This window comes from Anaerosolibacter carboniphilus (assembly GCF_014205875.1).
In the GTDB taxonomy this organism is placed as follows: Bacteria; Bacillota; Clostridia; order Peptostreptococcales; family Thermotaleaceae; genus Anaerosolibacter; species Anaerosolibacter carboniphilus.
The window spans coordinates 319265-335464 of the sequence record NZ_JACHEN010000001.1 but is presented as its reverse complement, the minus strand read 5'-3'; the positions used below and the strand labels follow the sequence as shown (position 1 = coordinate 335464).

The 16200-nt window shown below is 36.0% G+C and carries 13 protein-coding genes and 1 other annotated feature; of the genes, 4 read left to right on the top strand and 9 right to left on the bottom strand.

Annotated features, from left to right (window positions below):
• Positions 1–89 precede the first annotated feature (89 nt).
• Positions 90–1007, top strand: a complete 918-nt coding sequence (locus HNQ80_RS01480; RefSeq protein WP_184307419.1) for an AraC family transcriptional regulator — start codon at positions 90–92, stop codon at positions 1005–1007.
• A gap of 110 nt (positions 1008–1117) precedes the next feature.
• On the opposite strand, the gene HNQ80_RS01475 is transcribed toward HNQ80_RS01480, so the two are convergent.
• From HNQ80_RS01475 to HNQ80_RS01445, 7 genes are all read right to left on the bottom strand, one after another.
• Positions 1118–2260: a M20 metallopeptidase family protein gene (locus tag HNQ80_RS01475; RefSeq protein WP_184307417.1), complete on the bottom strand. Its 1143-nt coding sequence runs from the start codon at positions 2258–2260 to the stop codon at positions 1118–1120.
• Between the two features lie 582 nt (positions 2261–2842).
• Complete coding sequence (locus HNQ80_RS01470) at positions 2843–4441, bottom strand: ABC transporter permease (protein ID WP_184307415.1); 1599 nt, start codon at positions 4439–4441, stop codon at positions 2843–2845.
• A complete protein-coding gene (locus tag HNQ80_RS01465; RefSeq protein WP_330602714.1) occupies positions 4438–5361 on the bottom strand; it encodes an ABC transporter ATP-binding protein in 924 nt (307 codons plus the stop codon). The genes HNQ80_RS01470 and HNQ80_RS01465 overlap by 4 nt, the downstream gene beginning before the upstream one ends.
• A 98-nt stretch (positions 5362–5459) precedes the next feature.
• Positions 5460–6086, bottom strand: coding sequence for a TetR/AcrR family transcriptional regulator (locus tag HNQ80_RS01460; RefSeq protein ID WP_184307411.1), 627 nt, complete (start codon positions 6084–6086; stop codon positions 5460–5462).
• A gap of 501 nt (positions 6087–6587) precedes the next feature.
• On the bottom strand, positions 6588–7964 hold the full coding sequence (locus HNQ80_RS01455) for an MATE family efflux transporter (protein WP_184307409.1): 1377 nt from the start codon (positions 7962–7964) through the stop codon (positions 6588–6590).
• Positions 7965–8095: 131 nt separating this feature from the next.
• Positions 8096–9478 carry an MATE family efflux transporter gene (locus HNQ80_RS01450; RefSeq protein WP_184307407.1) on the bottom strand — a complete coding sequence of 461 codons (1383 nt, stop codon included), beginning with the start codon at positions 9476–9478 and terminating at the stop codon, positions 8096–8098.
• 7 nt (positions 9479–9485) lie between these two features.
• Positions 9486–9926 carry a MarR family winged helix-turn-helix transcriptional regulator gene (locus HNQ80_RS01445; protein WP_184307405.1) on the bottom strand — a complete coding sequence of 147 codons (441 nt, stop codon included), beginning with the start codon at positions 9924–9926 and terminating at the stop codon, positions 9486–9488.
• A gap of 415 nt (positions 9927–10341) precedes the next feature.
• Here HNQ80_RS01445 and HNQ80_RS26610 point away from each other — a divergent pair, with 415 nt between their 5' ends.
• Both HNQ80_RS26610 and HNQ80_RS01440 read left to right on the top strand, forming a co-directional pair.
• Entirely contained in the window at positions 10342–10821 is a 480-nt protein-coding gene (locus HNQ80_RS26610) for a CBO0543 family protein (protein ID WP_408626295.1), read from the top strand.
• A 16-nt stretch (positions 10822–10837) separates the two neighbouring features.
• A complete protein-coding gene (locus HNQ80_RS01440) occupies positions 10838–11317 on the top strand; it encodes a CBO0543 family protein (protein WP_184307403.1) in 480 nt (159 codons plus the stop codon).
• Between the two features lie 274 nt (positions 11318–11591).
• On the opposite strand, the gene HNQ80_RS25780 is transcribed toward HNQ80_RS01440, so the two are convergent.
• Complete coding sequence (locus tag HNQ80_RS25780; protein ID WP_243182877.1) at positions 11592–12773, bottom strand: GNAT family N-acetyltransferase; 1182 nt, start codon at positions 12771–12773, stop codon at positions 11592–11594.
• A 315-nt stretch (positions 12774–13088) separates the two neighbouring features.
• Positions 13089–14273 carry an MFS transporter gene (locus HNQ80_RS01425; RefSeq protein ID WP_184307401.1) on the bottom strand — a complete coding sequence of 395 codons (1185 nt, stop codon included), beginning with the start codon at positions 14271–14273 and terminating at the stop codon, positions 13089–13091.
• A gap of 427 nt (positions 14274–14700) precedes the next feature.
• Positions 14701–14915 (top strand) — a binding site (T-box leader).
• A gap of 138 nt (positions 14916–15053) precedes the next feature.
• Here HNQ80_RS01425 and HNQ80_RS01420 point away from each other — a divergent pair.
• Positions 15054–15890: a class I SAM-dependent methyltransferase gene (locus HNQ80_RS01420; protein WP_184307399.1), complete on the top strand. Its 837-nt coding sequence runs from the start codon at positions 15054–15056 to the stop codon at positions 15888–15890.
• The last annotated feature ends 310 nt before the right edge of the window (positions 15891–16200 follow it).

The following is a 16200-nucleotide window of genomic DNA, read 5'->3' as shown; positions in this document are numbered from 1 at the left end:
ATGTTATTATTATAGAGTGATTTAGATTCGTTTTCTATCAATTTATTAGCAAATAATATCGTGATATTGCTTTGAAGGAGGAGAATCCATTGCAGGTATTTGATATTCAGATTACAAATGATTTACAAGAAATAACAATGCATGGAAATCCATCATTTCCCATAGGCGTATATAAAACCTTGTTAAGTAAAAATGTATATGGATATGTTCCTTTGCATTGGCATGATGAAATACAATTTGTTCTTGTATTAAGAGGCTGTGTAAGTTTTAGCGTGAATCAATCCATATATTATGTTGAAGAAAACAATGGCATTTTTATTAATTCCAGTTGTCTTCATTCCGCAAGAACTTACAACGCTGAAGATAGTGAGTATATATGCTTTGATATAAACCCTAGTTTCCTTGCTGGTTCTCATGGAAGCATTATCTGCCAAAAATATTTGGAACCTTTTCTAAAATCAAGATCAAATGCAGCAATTACGCTGAACACTTTCATTCCCTGGCAAAAAGAAATTTTAAATGATTTAAGTAACCTATTTGAAATTTATACAAGACACGAGTTTGGATTTGAACTGAATATGTATTCCATATTATTAAGGGTGTGGCACTCAGTAATTACCAATACTCCTGATTATATCAATGAGGTCCATGGAAATACGTTTACCGAAGATCAACGAATAAAGAACATGTTATCTTTTATTCATCAGAATTATAAACAAAAGATTACATTAGAAGATGTGGCAAAAGCTGCAAATGTCAGTCGATCAGAATGCTGTAGGTTCTTCAAACAAATGACCAAATTAACACCATTTGAATATATTATTTCTTATCGTATCAATCAGAGCATACTGCTATTGAGAAAGAGTGATCTAACGATTAGTGAAATTGCTGATGAAGTTGGCTTTGGCAGTGTAAGCTACTATATTGAGAAGTTTAGAAAACATACAAATTATACGCCAAAAGAATTCCAAAATTACTGCATCACATTGACTAAATGTATCGATTAATTTCATTGTACCGCTATGCCAACTTTTGCTTATAGACATCTCACTTTAACAGAGTCTATAAAAAAAGAGTCAAAAGAGCTATCCCTTCTGACCCCAAAAATCTCCATCTATTACTTATAGTTTTTAACAATTTCAATAAATAGTCGGATTGCTTCTTGTAGGACGTCTTCATCAATATCAAATTTAGGATGATGATGGGGATACGTGCTTGCCTCTCCCTTCATACCTACATAGATAAACGCCCCAGGTTTCTCTTGTAAATAATATGAAAAATCTTCTGATCCCATTATAGGATTGACTAGTTCAAATACTTCATTGCCAAACGTTCTTCGAATAATGCATTCAATAAATTGGGATTCTCTAGGGTCATTGACTAGCGGAGGCGTTCCTATGATAAAATCCACTTTACCTTTGGCTCCGAATGCATTGCAAATTCCTTCTGTTAGTTGAACCATTTGGCTTTGAATCGTATGAACTGCTTCTGGTGATAATGTCCTGATCGTACCAATTATCCTTGCCGAGTCAGGAATAATATTATAAGTTGTACCTGATTCAATTTTTCCAACTGAAATAACACTAGGGTCCATTGGATTCAATTTCCGGCTGATTATACTCTGTAAAGATTGGATAACATGTGTAGCCACATAGATTGGATCGACTGTTTCATGTGGCATTGATCCATGTCCTCCATACCCTTGAATTGTTATTTCAAAATCATCCACCGATGCCATCATTGGCCCTGGCCTTAAACCAATTTTTCCCTTGTCCATTCCTTGCCATAAGTGGATGCCAAAAATTGCATCAACATTCTCTAAAACACCTTGTTTCACAAGTATATCTGCTCCGCTCGGTGAAATTTCTTCAGCTGATTGAAAGATAAGGACAATATTAGGCTCAATATCCTGCGCATTTTTCGATATCCATTCCGATACAGCTAACAAAATCGCTATATGACCATCATGTCCACACAGGTGTGCCACACCAAGATTTTTCGAAATATAAGGCTTATCCCCTTCTTCAGTAATTGGCAATGCATCGATATCCGCTCGCAAAGCAATGGTCTTGCTTCCTTTTGTTCCTTTGACAAAACCAACTACACTAGGTGGCTGATAGTCTAGGACTTCAATATTTAACGCTTCGAGTCGATTACGAATAAATCTACTCGTTTCATATTCTTCCCCTGATAGTTCTGGATGTTGGTGAAGATAACGACGATCTTTAATGGCTTGCCTAATTAAATGCTCATTTTCCATTTCGAAGTCCCCTCATCTTTAAAATATTTTATATTGAACCGTCAATTGAAACCAATTTATAGCTTATCTCCATTTTTTCATTCCTGCCCATTGCTGCGTATATATTATAATTACTCATTTCAAAGAAAACAGCAGTCACTTACGGTACAGGTCACCTTAACGGTTATAACGTAGACCATCTCAACTTATTATATAACAAAAATCAATCAGTATATTACTTTATTATGCTGATTGTTTTTTGTTGACGCTTATGCAATTAACAATTACCGGATGTATCCTGAATATAGTACTAGATGTCTTCTTTATAAATGTATTGGTAGATTATTTCAACATAGTTAATGCCATGGTATGGATTTCTTGTAACATTTTATTCCTCTACGTCACCAGTTAACGTTATACTTTGTTGTCAGCCCCTTTTCTCAGCTTATTGGTCAAGAACAATGCCGGGATAATGCCAATCACCATAAAAGTTACACTCATAATGATGGTAAAAAACACAAGTTATTTTTCTTATTTCCATAAGAAAGGAGCTGCCTTTTTCAATGATTTATTTAATCATTTTGAGACAGCCCCTTTCATATACTAATTGGTCAGATCGCGTCGCTTTAGTCCATAGAATCCTAAAATTACTAGAGCAGCTGCCAATAGGGTGAGCCCTACAAAAGTCATGGCACTTGGCCGAAAGTAGGGATTTACATGGGCGAATGGTGATAACACTAAGAACATCCATTCTGGCAGTAACTTCATCTTTACAATGATCTCAGTTATGATGCCCACAGCAAGGGCGGTCCACCCAATAATGTTGCTGCCGCGTCCTAATAGTCCAAAGGCTGCCATGGTAATTCCCACGATCACCCATACGGCAGGTACCAAAGAGGTTGTAAGCTTTAACATCCGTGCAATATCCCCACTGAGATCGCCGCTTTGGACGCCGTTGCCTAGCCCGAATCCGAAGCCCAAGATTACTAGAAGAATCACTGGTGCTCCAATTCCAAATGCCAAGTGACTGGCAGCCCATTGACCACGGTTCGCTGATGTTGTCAGAATCATCTCCGCTGTACCCTCTGCCTCATCTGATCGCATACGCAGGGTGGCCATGATCGCATACATGGCGATAGGAAAAACCATGACAAAGACCAAATAAGTGAAAAAGGCATCCGCTGGATTCGCAACATTTATGGCAGCAGCATACTCCTGCAGCCACTGGCTTTGGGCGTACTCCTTCATAGCACTTGGACCGACAAAGCCGGAGGGAAGGGCAATAATTGTAATTAACCCAATCCAGAAAAACAGCATCCGTCGCTGCAACCTCCATGCCAACCCAATGGGATTTCGTAACCCTGCTGGGGCAGTGGCGGGGCCATTTCTGGCAGGTATCAATCCTGCACCTAAGTCCCGTCTCCCTGCCAGCCTAAAGGCAAGCCTTAGCAGCAGAATTACCAAAACTGCAATTAATCCAAATATCCACCAACGCTCACCGGCGAAGGGGCGCACACGCTCAAGCCATCCATTGGGAACAAGCCATCCCAACCAAGCAAGAGACTCTCCTCCCATGTCACTGATACCACGTACGAAGTGAAAACCATAAAAAAGTACAATAACACTCACACTCGCCACGCCAGAGTTCTCTGTCAGCTGGGCAGCCACAGCAGCCATTGCAGCTGCAATCCAGACCGCTGACCCTACTACTAACCCAAGCGCTAGGGACCCAGCCATGGGGAAACCAATACCTATCAATCCAATGCTTGAAACTACGGCAAGGATGGCTCCAGCCCCCAGTACAACAGTTAGGGCAGCAGCAAGGGGGGCATGTCGCCCTACCACGGTGGAACCAATCAACTCGCGGCGTCCCGTCTGCTCTTCCTTACGGGTATTACGTACCAAAAACAAAGCACCGCCCAAAGCTGCTAAAATTGTAGTACCCCCAAAAGCTTGCTGGGTAGCTAAAGCACCTGGACTTATATCAAAAGCTTTACTTTGGAAAAGCATAAACATTGGGATATTCATGATCTGATCAAAGCGCTCTTGCCTTGCCTCCACAGTAGGATAGACATTTTCAATAGTGGCAGCCCCTCCCAGTATGATGCTTAAGGCAACCAGCATCCATAACAATAGCAAAATTCGATCACGACGCAGAATAAGACGAATCAGCCCACCCGTTCCGATCAGATCTTTCTTCATCGCTTTCCACCTCCAGCTTTATTTGCTTTTCCATTGGCCGAATCATTACTGTAATGACTCATGAACAGTTCTTCTAGGGTCGGGGGTGTGCTAGTCAAAGAACGCAGTCCAAATGAAGTTACATGCTGCATAATACGGTCCAGCTCCCCAGCATCCACCTGAAAATTTGCCTTCGTCCCCTCTACACTCAAGTTGTGAATACCTGTCATTCCCTCAAGACCTGCAATTGGCTTGCTAGTTTCCACCGCTACCAATGTTCGTGTAAAGTGGCGTAATTCTGTAAGGGTTCCAGACTCAATAATCTCACCATTCCGAATGATACTCACTTTGTCACACACTGCCTCTACCTCGGCTAAAATATGGCTAGACAGCAGGACGGTCTTTCCAGCTTTCTTTAGTTCTCCTACACATTGTTGGAAAACTGCCGCCATCAAAGGGTCTAATCCTGTGGTTGGTTCGTCAAAAATAAACAAATCAGCATTGGATGAAAAAGCCGAAACCAGGGCCACCTTCTGACGGTTTCCCTTGGAATAGGCACGACATTTTTTTCTAGGATCTAGCTCAAAACGTTGCAGTAGCTTATTGCGATTTTCCATATCAAATCCGCCTCGCATTCTGCCTAGCAGATCAATAACTTCTCCCCCCGTCAGATTTGGCCATAATGTCACATCCCCAGGGACATAGGCTATTCGGCGGTGAATCTCAGCTGCGTCATTCCAGGGGTCCCCCCCAAAAACACGGACTCCTCCTCCACTCTTTCGTATTAATCCGAGTAGAATCCGTATCGTTGTAGATTTTCCTGCCCCATTTGGTCCTAAAAATCCCATCACCTCTCCTTCTTTTACGATAAGATCCACACCTCGAAGAGCTTGATGTTTACCATAGGCCTTGGTAAGTTTATTGATTTCAATAATATTCACAGGAAACACCTCCATATATTATATATTTTAAAGTTAGATGATATTGATCAATGTGCACTATAAAGTTACCTTGAATGAAAACAAGCTTAGGATTCTTGCTAATTATAGGCCCATACTTTGAGAATGTCCAAATAAGCATCGAATTCCTCTAGTATTTTATCGTAGTCAGGCTCTTCTAGCTCTGATACCTTTGCTTCCTCTATGATCTTATTCGCATATCCTCCAATTGCCCAGAAGATAATATTTTTCGCCTTTTCAACATCAACTCCCTCCTTGAATTTCGATTCATCAATGTCTTCAAACATCTTCCCATACCCTATAGATTCCATTTCCAGTTTTCTACTTTCCAATTCCTTTTTCACTTCTTTTGAATCTGTAGAAACCGCACTAAACTGGAATAACCATGGGTGTTTGTGAATTAGCTCTATCTTAAGGAGATATACTTGGCGCAGTCTCACAAAAATATCCTTATCCTTTGTGTTGACCATATCAAAATACTCTGTTTTGATAATCTTCATGCTGTAGTCATAGAGAAATAGGAAAAGATCTTTCTTCGTATTGAAATAGTGAAACAAAAGACCTTTAGAGATGCCTGCTTCTTTGGCGATTTCAATGGTAGAAGCATCATCGTAACCCTTACGGGCAAATTCCTTTAGAGCAGCATTTAAAACACGCTGTTGTTTTTCTTTGTCTAGATTTAAGAATTTTGAAAATATTGGGTCCACCTTCTTTCTATTTCATCAACATTATGATAGTATTGTTATCCAAGCCAGTTAACAATATCACAGAAAAATTAATTCATATGGTCAATCATAATTAAATAAATTGACCACGATGGTTAATAACATAATATCATCATTAACCATCATGGTCAATAACATTGTTATTATATTTTTTATTTGAATGCCATATTAAAAAAAAGACTTGGATCCCTCCAAGTCTTTATATAAACGTAGGGAACAGACATGCCTGTTCCCCAAGAAAAAAGAAAAGATTGATATATTTAGTAATACTTTCATATTTACACATCGTTGGTTCGTTTATTTTAGTATTCTAATCTATCATTCTAAAATACAGCTCTTTTCCATTGTTATTTTATCAAAGTTCATGAATAGCTTTGTTACACTTAAACCGCAGCCACTTATGATATGGTGAACCGTATCATAAGTGGCTGCAGTTTTTTACTCAAAAAAAAGTCATCCATTTCCTGTATCTTTTAAATTATATTATCCTAAAATATCAGGCTCAACTCCCTTTACTACCTTTATCCACTTTCTGCTTTTAAGCCTGTAAACACACCATATGGACTTTATTATAAAATCTATTCTCAGAAAAAAGTAAACCCAAAACGGCTGTAATCCCCAGACAAGACCTGCCATGTAGCCCAGGGGAATTGAAGCTATCCACAGAAATAATACATCCGCAGCCATTAAAAACTTTGTATCTCCCCCTCCTCGAAGTACACCTTTTGTCATGATAGACTGAATTGATTGAAATACTACAATAAATGCCACCATTAACATAAGCTGATCCGCAATTTCCTTTGTTTGTGGTGTAATGTTGTAGAAGTTTATGACAATAGGCCTCATCACAGCGATAATTATTCCTCCCGCTAATCCTATGATTGCACTTATCGTGAGGAAGGTAACTCCCTGAGCCTGGGCTTTGTCATACTCACCTCGGCCTACCGTATTGGCAGACATTACGGAGCTGGCACTTGAAACACCCATTATAAACACTGTACTTATCTGCACAGTAACGGTTGTAATCGCATTTGCAGCTACCATTTCTGCTCCCATTCTTCCCATGATCATAGCCAATGCATTGTTTCCCAAGGTTAAAAGTGCATCACTTATAATAACCGGCACAGCTATATGTACAAATTGTTTCACAAAAGCTATATCTATTTTGTCTAGCAGATTTTTGAGGCTAAACCTTATTTGTTTATCAAAAAACAGCAAATATCCGAAGGTGATACAAAACTCACAGATTCTTGCTAGCAAAGTTCCGATTGCAGCACCAGCAATCTCCAGTCTTGGTGCACCTAATTTTCCAAATATGAACACCCAGTTAAAGAACACATTTATAAAAAAAGAGGCGCATGAAGAATAAAGCGCTAGACGAACAACTCCTACAGTCCGGAGTACGATCACTGTTGTGAGACTTAATCCATGAAATAAAAATACAAAAGCCATTATTTTAAGGTACTTTGCCCCACTCTCAATTACTGCTTGATCCTTGGAGTAAAATGACATTATTTCTCTTGGAAATAAAAAAGTAATGATTGAAAAAATAACCGCAATGATTGTACATATTTTCAGTATAAGCGACAGGGTCTTATTTATAGAGTCCGTATCCTTTGCTCCCCAATACTGACCGGTTATAACCGCAGCTCCGCCTCCCATTCCGAGACACAATACGCCAAAAATAAAATAATATTGATTTGCAAGGGATGAACCGGAAAGCTGAATCTCTCCAAAAGAACCGAGCATAACCGTGTCCATAAGATTTACTCCAATATTTATTATTTGCTGCGCTACGATAGGCAAAGCGATAAGAAGTGCGGCTTTATAAAACTTTCTATCCTTAACGAGTAGTTGCATAGTTATTTACTCCATTCCTAGATAAATCAATTTATTTCATTATACATAATTTAATTGTACCCATCCATAATTAATTTCCATTATTTTCTATGCCTTGTTATTTCGAAAACAAAATTTAGCCTTATTCCAGTCTATATAACCGTGTCAGAGGCATTGGACCTATCCTCAAATCTTGATTTCTCCAGACTTTTGATACCATTATAAAACCATGCACCAGTTAATAAGGCTGAAAAGAAATCTGCAAAGGGTGCCGCATGCAGCAGACCATTAATACCCCAGAATTTTGGAAATATGATTAATGCCGGGATAAGAAGTATTATCTGTCTTGAAAGAATTAAAAACATAGAGGATTTAGGTCTGCCAATAGCTTGAAAAAAGTTCGCGGAGATAATCTGAAAACCGATAACAGGCAAGCATAAAAACCAGTGTATCAGCGCATAACTCCCAAATTCCAATAAATCTGTTTCTTGATTGAACATTGCTATCATCTGTTCTGGGAACAGCCTTGTAATGATATAACCACACAACACAATCCCAGTAGCCACCATAATCGCAAGCTTTATTGCCGCTTTTACTCTATTATATTTTCTAGCACCATAATTAAAACTAATAATTGGTTGAACTCCCTGGTTTAAACCCGTTATAGGCATTAGCAGCATCGTCTGAATACTGTTTATTACGCCCATTCCTGATACAGCTATATCTCCACCATAAATAAGTAAACTCTTATTCAGTATCATGTTTAAGAGGCTGTTGGCAAGCTGCATCGAAAATCCCGGAAGTCCCAAAGAAGTTATTTTAGTTACAATATCAAATTTTAGTTTCATATGTTTAAGTCTGAGCTTATTTCTGCTGCGTTTTCCTATGAAGTATGTTACCACCCATGTAGCTGAAATCGCCTGAGCCAGAATAGTAGCAAGTGCTGCGCCAGCCATGCCCATTTTGAAAACATAAATAAACAGTGGGTCCAATAAGGTATTTATACCTGCACCTAAAAACATGGTCATCATTGCTATTTTAGGATTGCCATCGGCACGTATGAAATTATTCATACCCATACTCACTACCTGAAAAATCGCTCCAAAAAAAATCACTCTCATGTATTCCATGGAATAAGGCAGCACAGCTTCACTGGCTCCAAACAAGGATAATATAGGTTTTAAAAAAATCTGACCTAGAAGCATGAATATAAAGCCCGCTATAATCAATAGGACAAAAGCATTACCCATGACGTTTTCTGCGCGTTCCTGCTGTTTTTCACCTAACCGTATGGAGAATAAAGTTGCTCCCCCTACACCAAACAAAATACCAATTGCCAAAAGTATAATCATAATTGGAAAAGCTATGGTGATTCCTGCTAACCCATATGAACCTAAATCGCTGCTATTTCCAATAAAAATTCTATCAACAATATTATATAAAGCATTGACCATCATACCTACAATCGCAGGCACTGAAAATTTCACCAACAGTTTTGATATTTTTTCTTCTCCCAATGGATTTACATATTCCATATCTCCATTACTCCATTCTCTTTTTAAAATTGCTACAGGCTACTTTATTCACCATTTTTTCAAGCACAGATAAAACCATATCAACACTTTCTTCATCCAACCCCTCTGTCAAGAATTCACTCCAAGACCAAATTCTTTTCCTTATTTCATCCTCGAAAATCTTTGCCTTATCCGAAAGATAGACTCTATTAAATCTTTTATCCGCATCATCCTTATCCCGGATCACATAACCTTTCTGCTCCAGCGATTTTACCGCACGCGCTATTGCTGACTTATCTATATATAAATAGGCAGACAAATCGTCTTGGGTAATTCCATCTTTTCTATATAGATAAAGTAGTAAAGAATATTCTGCCGAAGTGATGTCAAATTCCTTTAAAATGTAGTTAAAATACACCTGTGATTGTCTATATAGGATTGATACAAACCGTCCGATTGGTTTTTCCAAAATTCTTCCCTCCTTAGTTGACTTATCAACTATTATAATTCTTTATAGTTGATAAGTCAACTATAAAGATGCTACTACGCACACAAGTTGAACTAATAAAATCCTCCTTAAAAGCAAGCGGGAACGGTCCGAGGCCACTGAAAAAATCTAGAATGTTGTCATTCTGAATGAAACGTAGTGAAATGAAGAATCTCTAAAGCCTTTAAATACTAGTTTTGATAGAAAACCACAGTCATTCGTAGTATGGTTCATCGTATCTTTGTATTGGCGATTTTCTTATAAAAATGAGTAAAAAGAAACTTCTCTTCTGGATTTAGTTTGTATAAGTCTTCTCTAAAAGAGACCTTCTAATCAAGAATATACTCTATTATTAAGGAGCAAACTATAATAATTAATATTAAGGAAGTGTGTTGCTTTGTCACAAGAACATTTTATTTTATTTGCAACTTCCATTTTTTCAATAATATCCTTTTTGTATATACCAAAAGATAAGTATCGTCTAGCACTCATAAGCTTTCTTATTTTTCAAGCTTATACCTGGGCCGCGACAATCATTCTTGTACAAATAGGTTCCATAAAATATCCAGTAAGACAATTCCCACATGCAACACAGGGGAGTTTTATCTTGAATTTTTTAATTTATCCTACGGTATTCACCTGGTTCATTCTTATCTTCCCCCATAATACTCTACTAATACGAAAGATATTGCATTATATCGCCTTTATATCAGCAATAGTATGGTTTATTTATTTCATCGCCACATATACAGACTTGCAAGAATTCAAAAAAGGAACCTTTACTTCTCAAATTCTACGCCTATATATAAACTTCTCTATTGATTTCATACTTGGTCATCTTTATATTCGCTGGTTTTCCAAAAAAGTAGCACTTTAGTCAGGAGGATAGGTCTATGTATTTACTCGAAAAGAATATTCTCATTATATCATTTATCATTTGTGTTATTTCAATATTCTTTATACCAAGAACAAGTGCAGATAAAGCATCATTAATATTCTTAGCAACTCAATTCTTTTCATGGATTTTAGGGTTAATTGCTGTGGAATTTGCATTTCTTGAGTATCCTGTACGGGAACTTTCTAAAGCTAATCAAACCAGTTTCTTATTTGAATACTTTGTACTGCCTTTACTGACTATTTTTTTCATCCTGCACTATCCAAATGAAAAGCCCATTAAGCTGAAATTATTATACTTTGCTACCTTTAGTTCTATATTTACACTGATGGAATACATTTTAGAAAAACACACAATGGTAATTGACTATCATTCGTGGAAATGGTATTGGACATGGGCTAGTATGTCACTCATATTTTATATAGTAATGGTGATATATAGATGGTTCTATAAGATTAAAAATATTTTCTCTTTATAGTTTCCATCTAGCGCCACTATTTGAACATCAAGCCCACTGCATCACAGCATTGACTGGAATCATGGATTATTACTGAAATATGAATTATTATAAAATATTTTTTAGAATTTGTATTGGACAATATTGCTCAATTTGAATCATCCCCAGAGAATTTAGGAAATTATTATCGAAAGCTAATATGAAGGTTTTAAATCTTTTATCCTCATAGGTTATTGGTGAATTAATTTACTATCGCTAGAGGGTGGTATTGGGCATGTTTGATACTTTTATAAAATTAATCCCATTGTCCTGGAAATCTTAATTTTTGTAGTTGTGGAAATTTCTTATTATATTCTTCCACTTCTTCCTCTGGAAGATTTTTAAAAACTTCCGATTCGTAGAATTTTCCTTTTATGCCTTTCATACTATCTTCTGCTAATTCAATTCCCATAAATGCATCAAAATTTTTACCATCAGCAGTTGTAATATTAAAATTATCACATGTTTTAAATCCTATTCGAGGATAATAATCTGGTTCTCCAAAAATTACAATGCCTTTATAACCCTTATTTGCAGCTAAGTTCATTGTTTCCCTCAATAACAGCTCACCAACTCCACAACCTTGCCATTTAGGCTCCACACAAAGAGGCCCAAAGGTTATAATTTCATGTGTATCTGTACCATCGACAACTCGTGCCTTTGAATACATTATACATCCTATTACATCTCCATCCTTTACTGCTATTCTGCTTAGTTCTGGAAGATAGTCTTGATCTTGCCGTAATTTATGTACAAGGTAATGTTCGTCACAACCAAGATGATGTTTATTCCAAAATGCATGCTGTGTCATTAACTCTACATTGTACCAATCATCCTTTGTTTCCATTCTGATTTCTATTTCTTCATGATTTAATCTTTTCTGCTCTTTTAGAAACCATCCAAATTCTAACCTTACTTCTTTTCTTTGTAAATCGTTGTTCTTGTAGCAACAAGTATCCAAACCAATCAAGCTAAAGCCTTCATGCTGGTAAAAATCTATTGCATTAACATTACAAGATTGTGTCTCTAGTATAATAGCCCGACGACGTTCTCTCCTTGCTTGTTCCTTTACTATTTCAATTAACCCATGACCTATTCCTTGCTTTTGATATTTTTCTGCTACCCAAAGCTCTGTAATTCTTAGACGATTAGACCATAATTCTTGATTCGTTTCAATTGCGGCAACTAATTCATCATTCATTAACACGCCCCAAGCATAAGCATTCTCCCAGTGTTCTTCATATAACTTATCTGGGAAATCATATTCTTCTGGTGTATGAGTTACTGGCTCTGTAAAGTCTTTCTTTTCTATCTCAATAACAAACCCTTTATCTATTTTATTTACTATAACATCATAATACTTATCTGTTTTGTACTTTATTGGAATTATAGTTCCCTTCCATTTCTTCTTTGGTAAATGTATAATTTCATATTCCATAGTCTTTATCCCCTCTTTTTTATACTGATTATTGACTTAGCAGATTCTAGTTCTTCTCACTTTATAGTATCCATACTCCCCCTCAACAAGTTTCTATTTGTCTTATGCCTAAAGAGTAATTATATTACTATAATAACATATTTTGTAAGAATAACCTTACCTGTGATACAGCTTTTTATAATAAAAATAGCCTTAACCAAGTAAAATCAATGGTTAAAGCTATAAACCTCATTTATTCGTGGTACGGTTCACCATAGCGCTCTAACTATGGTTTTATTTTTGTTAACAAATTATGAAAAACTCCACCTTTTTTAACTATTGGTCTATATAAAGAGACTTAAGATTTCGGTTCATCATTTTATATATCAAGAAAAGTCCATACCCACAAAATACAATCAATACACATGTACCAAAGGCAGTCTGTACAGAAATATCCGCAGCCTTTCCAATGAGTGGATTTATTATAGCAGCTACAATGTTTCCTGCCATAGCATATATAGATAACATCGTTGCTCTATCTCCTGTAATAATAGCTTTATTTTGTATCTCTAAAACTATAGGATTGATTAAAGACATACTGCCTGAAATAAGCATTATCAATATTACAGAAAATATTTGGCTTTGAGTAAATATTAGTAAGAAACAACAAATCATTATACAAATTATCAACATTTCAATACTTTTATTTTTTTCAAGCTTATTGCTCAAGATATGAGATTTAGCTGAACTTAAATTTGCGATCTGTATCATTACAGCTAATATGCCAAAGTATCGTATATCAATTCCACTTCTAATGTATTGAAGTTGATTTAAGAACACGCTTGTTGCTTGAAATACTTCACGAACAAATGCAATAGAAATAACTAAAATCATAATTGGTTTATTGTGCATAATATTTTTAAAACTATCTTTTATACCCATCTTTTCTTTTATCTTTTCGTTTGTCTGTACATCCTTTATTAATATGGTCAGTATTATCGCAATTCCATAGGGAAAAACAGTATAAAATCCCGTCTTATCGATAGAATACTCCACAATGAGCGTAGACATTAAAGAAGCTATTAAATATCCAGCAGTCGCTAATGCATTGTATATTCCAAATACTTTTTGTGACTCACCATCCTCAGACGAAGCATATAACAAAGCTATGTCACAGCCAGATAAACCCGATATTGCTATTGCCAATAGTATTCTCTCAAAAACAAACATGTAAAATGAAAAGGCTTTGTAGAAAACAATCTTTGATATAAAGAATATTACATTTGATATTACTAATGTTTTTTTATATCCAAATCTATCAGCAAAATAGCCCCAAGGTATTTCTAACACAATCATGAGTATCCAAAATACTGATTCGATTAAGAATATCTGATACATTGAAATTCCTCTACTCTGTCTATATATGGTCGCAATAGGCCCATAAAAAACAAAACCTTGAAAAAATACAATTAAATACATCAAGTAGATATTTAATCTTTTTGATCTTATTAAAGTATCCAATTTAAACACCTCCATAATTTACATCACAAAAAGACCTTTTAAAAAAGGTCTTATAGAAATATGGAGTGTATTTTAAATTGGATTACCCATAGCCGTATCTCCCTACTAATAATTATTTTTTGAAAGGCCAATCAATACTTACTGCTACTATAATTATACAATATTTACCACATGATTGAATAGTATAAAAAACATAGGCAATCGAGATACTCCTCATTCTATATAATACCTGGAATTCTAACAACTAATTCTGCTATGAAGTCACTTATGGTACGGTTCTGCGTTTCGGTGGCAAATGATAAAGACATAATCACATCTCATTACCAACAATTGGGCGGTGCAACCAGTCTAGCAAGTTGACTAAACTGTCACTTATTTTTATTTACAAAATTTTGAAAGTAGAGTATAATACAATCAATTTAATAAAAAGCAGACGATGATAGAGACAGTAAACACTTTTGAAAAATCACAGCGAGCTGGGAATAGTGGAAGCCTGGTATTGATTAGATTATGTTGAATATCCCTCTGGAGTTTCAGACCGAATTTTAAGTAGGTACTGACGGTTTTCTACCGTTATTAGGAACGCATATGTTGGTATGCAGTATCAGGTGGTATAACGAAATTTAGGCTTTCGTCCTGTTATAGGGATGAGAGCTTTTGTTTTTTTTACCACAAAAATCAGAAATTAACTTTGGGAGGTGGTAGCTATGATTGATGATGGCATTAGCGATATTTTCTACATAGAGACTGCAAGTATTAATAATTTTAGGAGTGATGAATATGAAGTATAACCCAGAAATTCCAAGAGCCCGCTATGACGAATATGGAAACAGAGAGTGGGAACGACTAGAAAAGGATAGATTAGGAGAACTATTATATCATGTACATCTTGATATACTAAAACGATATATCTCTGATTCAGATAATGTTATTGAATTAGGAGCAGGTGCAGGAAGATTCACAAAAGATATTGTAAATATGTCAAAGTCCTTAACTACATCTGATTTATCCCCAGTTCAAATTGAAATTAACAAAAGAAAAATGGAGGAGCTGGGATTAGTTGATAAAGTACAAGATTTTATGATTTTGGATATAACCAATTTGGAAGATATCGCAGATAATACTTATGATGTTGCTGTATGTATTGGAGGACCGATTAACTATTTATTCGATAAAGAAGAAAATGCGATAAATGAAATGCTGAGAATACTTAAACCGCATGGCAAATTGATTCTTGGGTCAATGTCATTAATAGGTGCATTGATGTACTATCTTGATGGGACAATATATGAAAAAGGAATGTTCGGAATTGATGCAACAGAATGGTTATTTACCACTGGGATACAAGATGAAGAACATTATCCAGTAGAGAATAAGCATTATGTGCACATGATGACAAGTAAAGAACTTGATGCTTTGTTCCAAGGAAAACCGGTAAAAATACTGGAAAAGAGTTCTGCGGGTTTGTTTATGCATTCACAAGAAGAAACTCTATCCAAAGCAAAACAAGATAGTGCATTATGGGAACTCCTTATAAGAAAAGAGATTGAGTTTACTAAATTACCAGGGACATTAGACTGCGGAATAAACATTATTTATGTAATCGAAAAATTATAGGTATTTTATAATATCTACACTGGAATCTTTTGGTGCCAGTCTGTCAACTTAATAAACTTTAATTAAAAAACAACCCAAAAGCATTGATATTAAACACTTTTGGGCTGTTTTCGCCTTTACTTGTGATACGGTTCACCCTATCATAAATGACTGCGGTTTTAAATATATCTAAAAGTTTTCCTTTTCAGATAACCTCCACCGGATGCCCATCTCTACTTTTATCCCATTAAGCTTTGATAGCGCTTCCATTCCATCAAAAGTTTCATATACATTAACCCCCTCATTCCTTAAAAGTAATCTTATTAGCCCG

Excerpts from the sequence above, each read along its gene's own strand:
- HNQ80_RS01450 (WP_184307407.1), bottom strand. The coding sequence starts at position 9,478 with ATGGAATATGTAAATCCATTGGGAGAAGAAAAAATATCAAAACTGTTG.
- HNQ80_RS01470 (WP_184307415.1), bottom strand. The coding sequence starts at position 4,441 with ATGAAGAAAGATCTGATCGGAACGGGTGGGCTGATTCGTCTTATTCTG.
- HNQ80_RS25780 (WP_243182877.1), bottom strand. The coding sequence starts at position 12,773 with ATGGAATATGAAATTATACATTTACCAAAGAAGAAATGGAAGGGAACT.
- HNQ80_RS01440 (WP_184307403.1), top strand. The coding sequence starts at position 10,838 with ATGTATTTACTCGAAAAGAATATTCTCATTATATCATTTATCATTTGT.
- HNQ80_RS01455 (WP_184307409.1), bottom strand. The coding sequence starts at position 7,964 with ATGCAACTACTCGTTAAGGATAGAAAGTTTTATAAAGCCGCACTTCTT.
- HNQ80_RS01420 (WP_184307399.1), top strand. The coding sequence starts at position 15,054 with ATGAAGTATAACCCAGAAATTCCAAGAGCCCGCTATGACGAATATGGA.
- HNQ80_RS01475 (WP_184307417.1), bottom strand. The coding sequence starts at position 2,260 with ATGGAAAATGAGCATTTAATTAGGCAAGCCATTAAAGATCGTCGTTAT.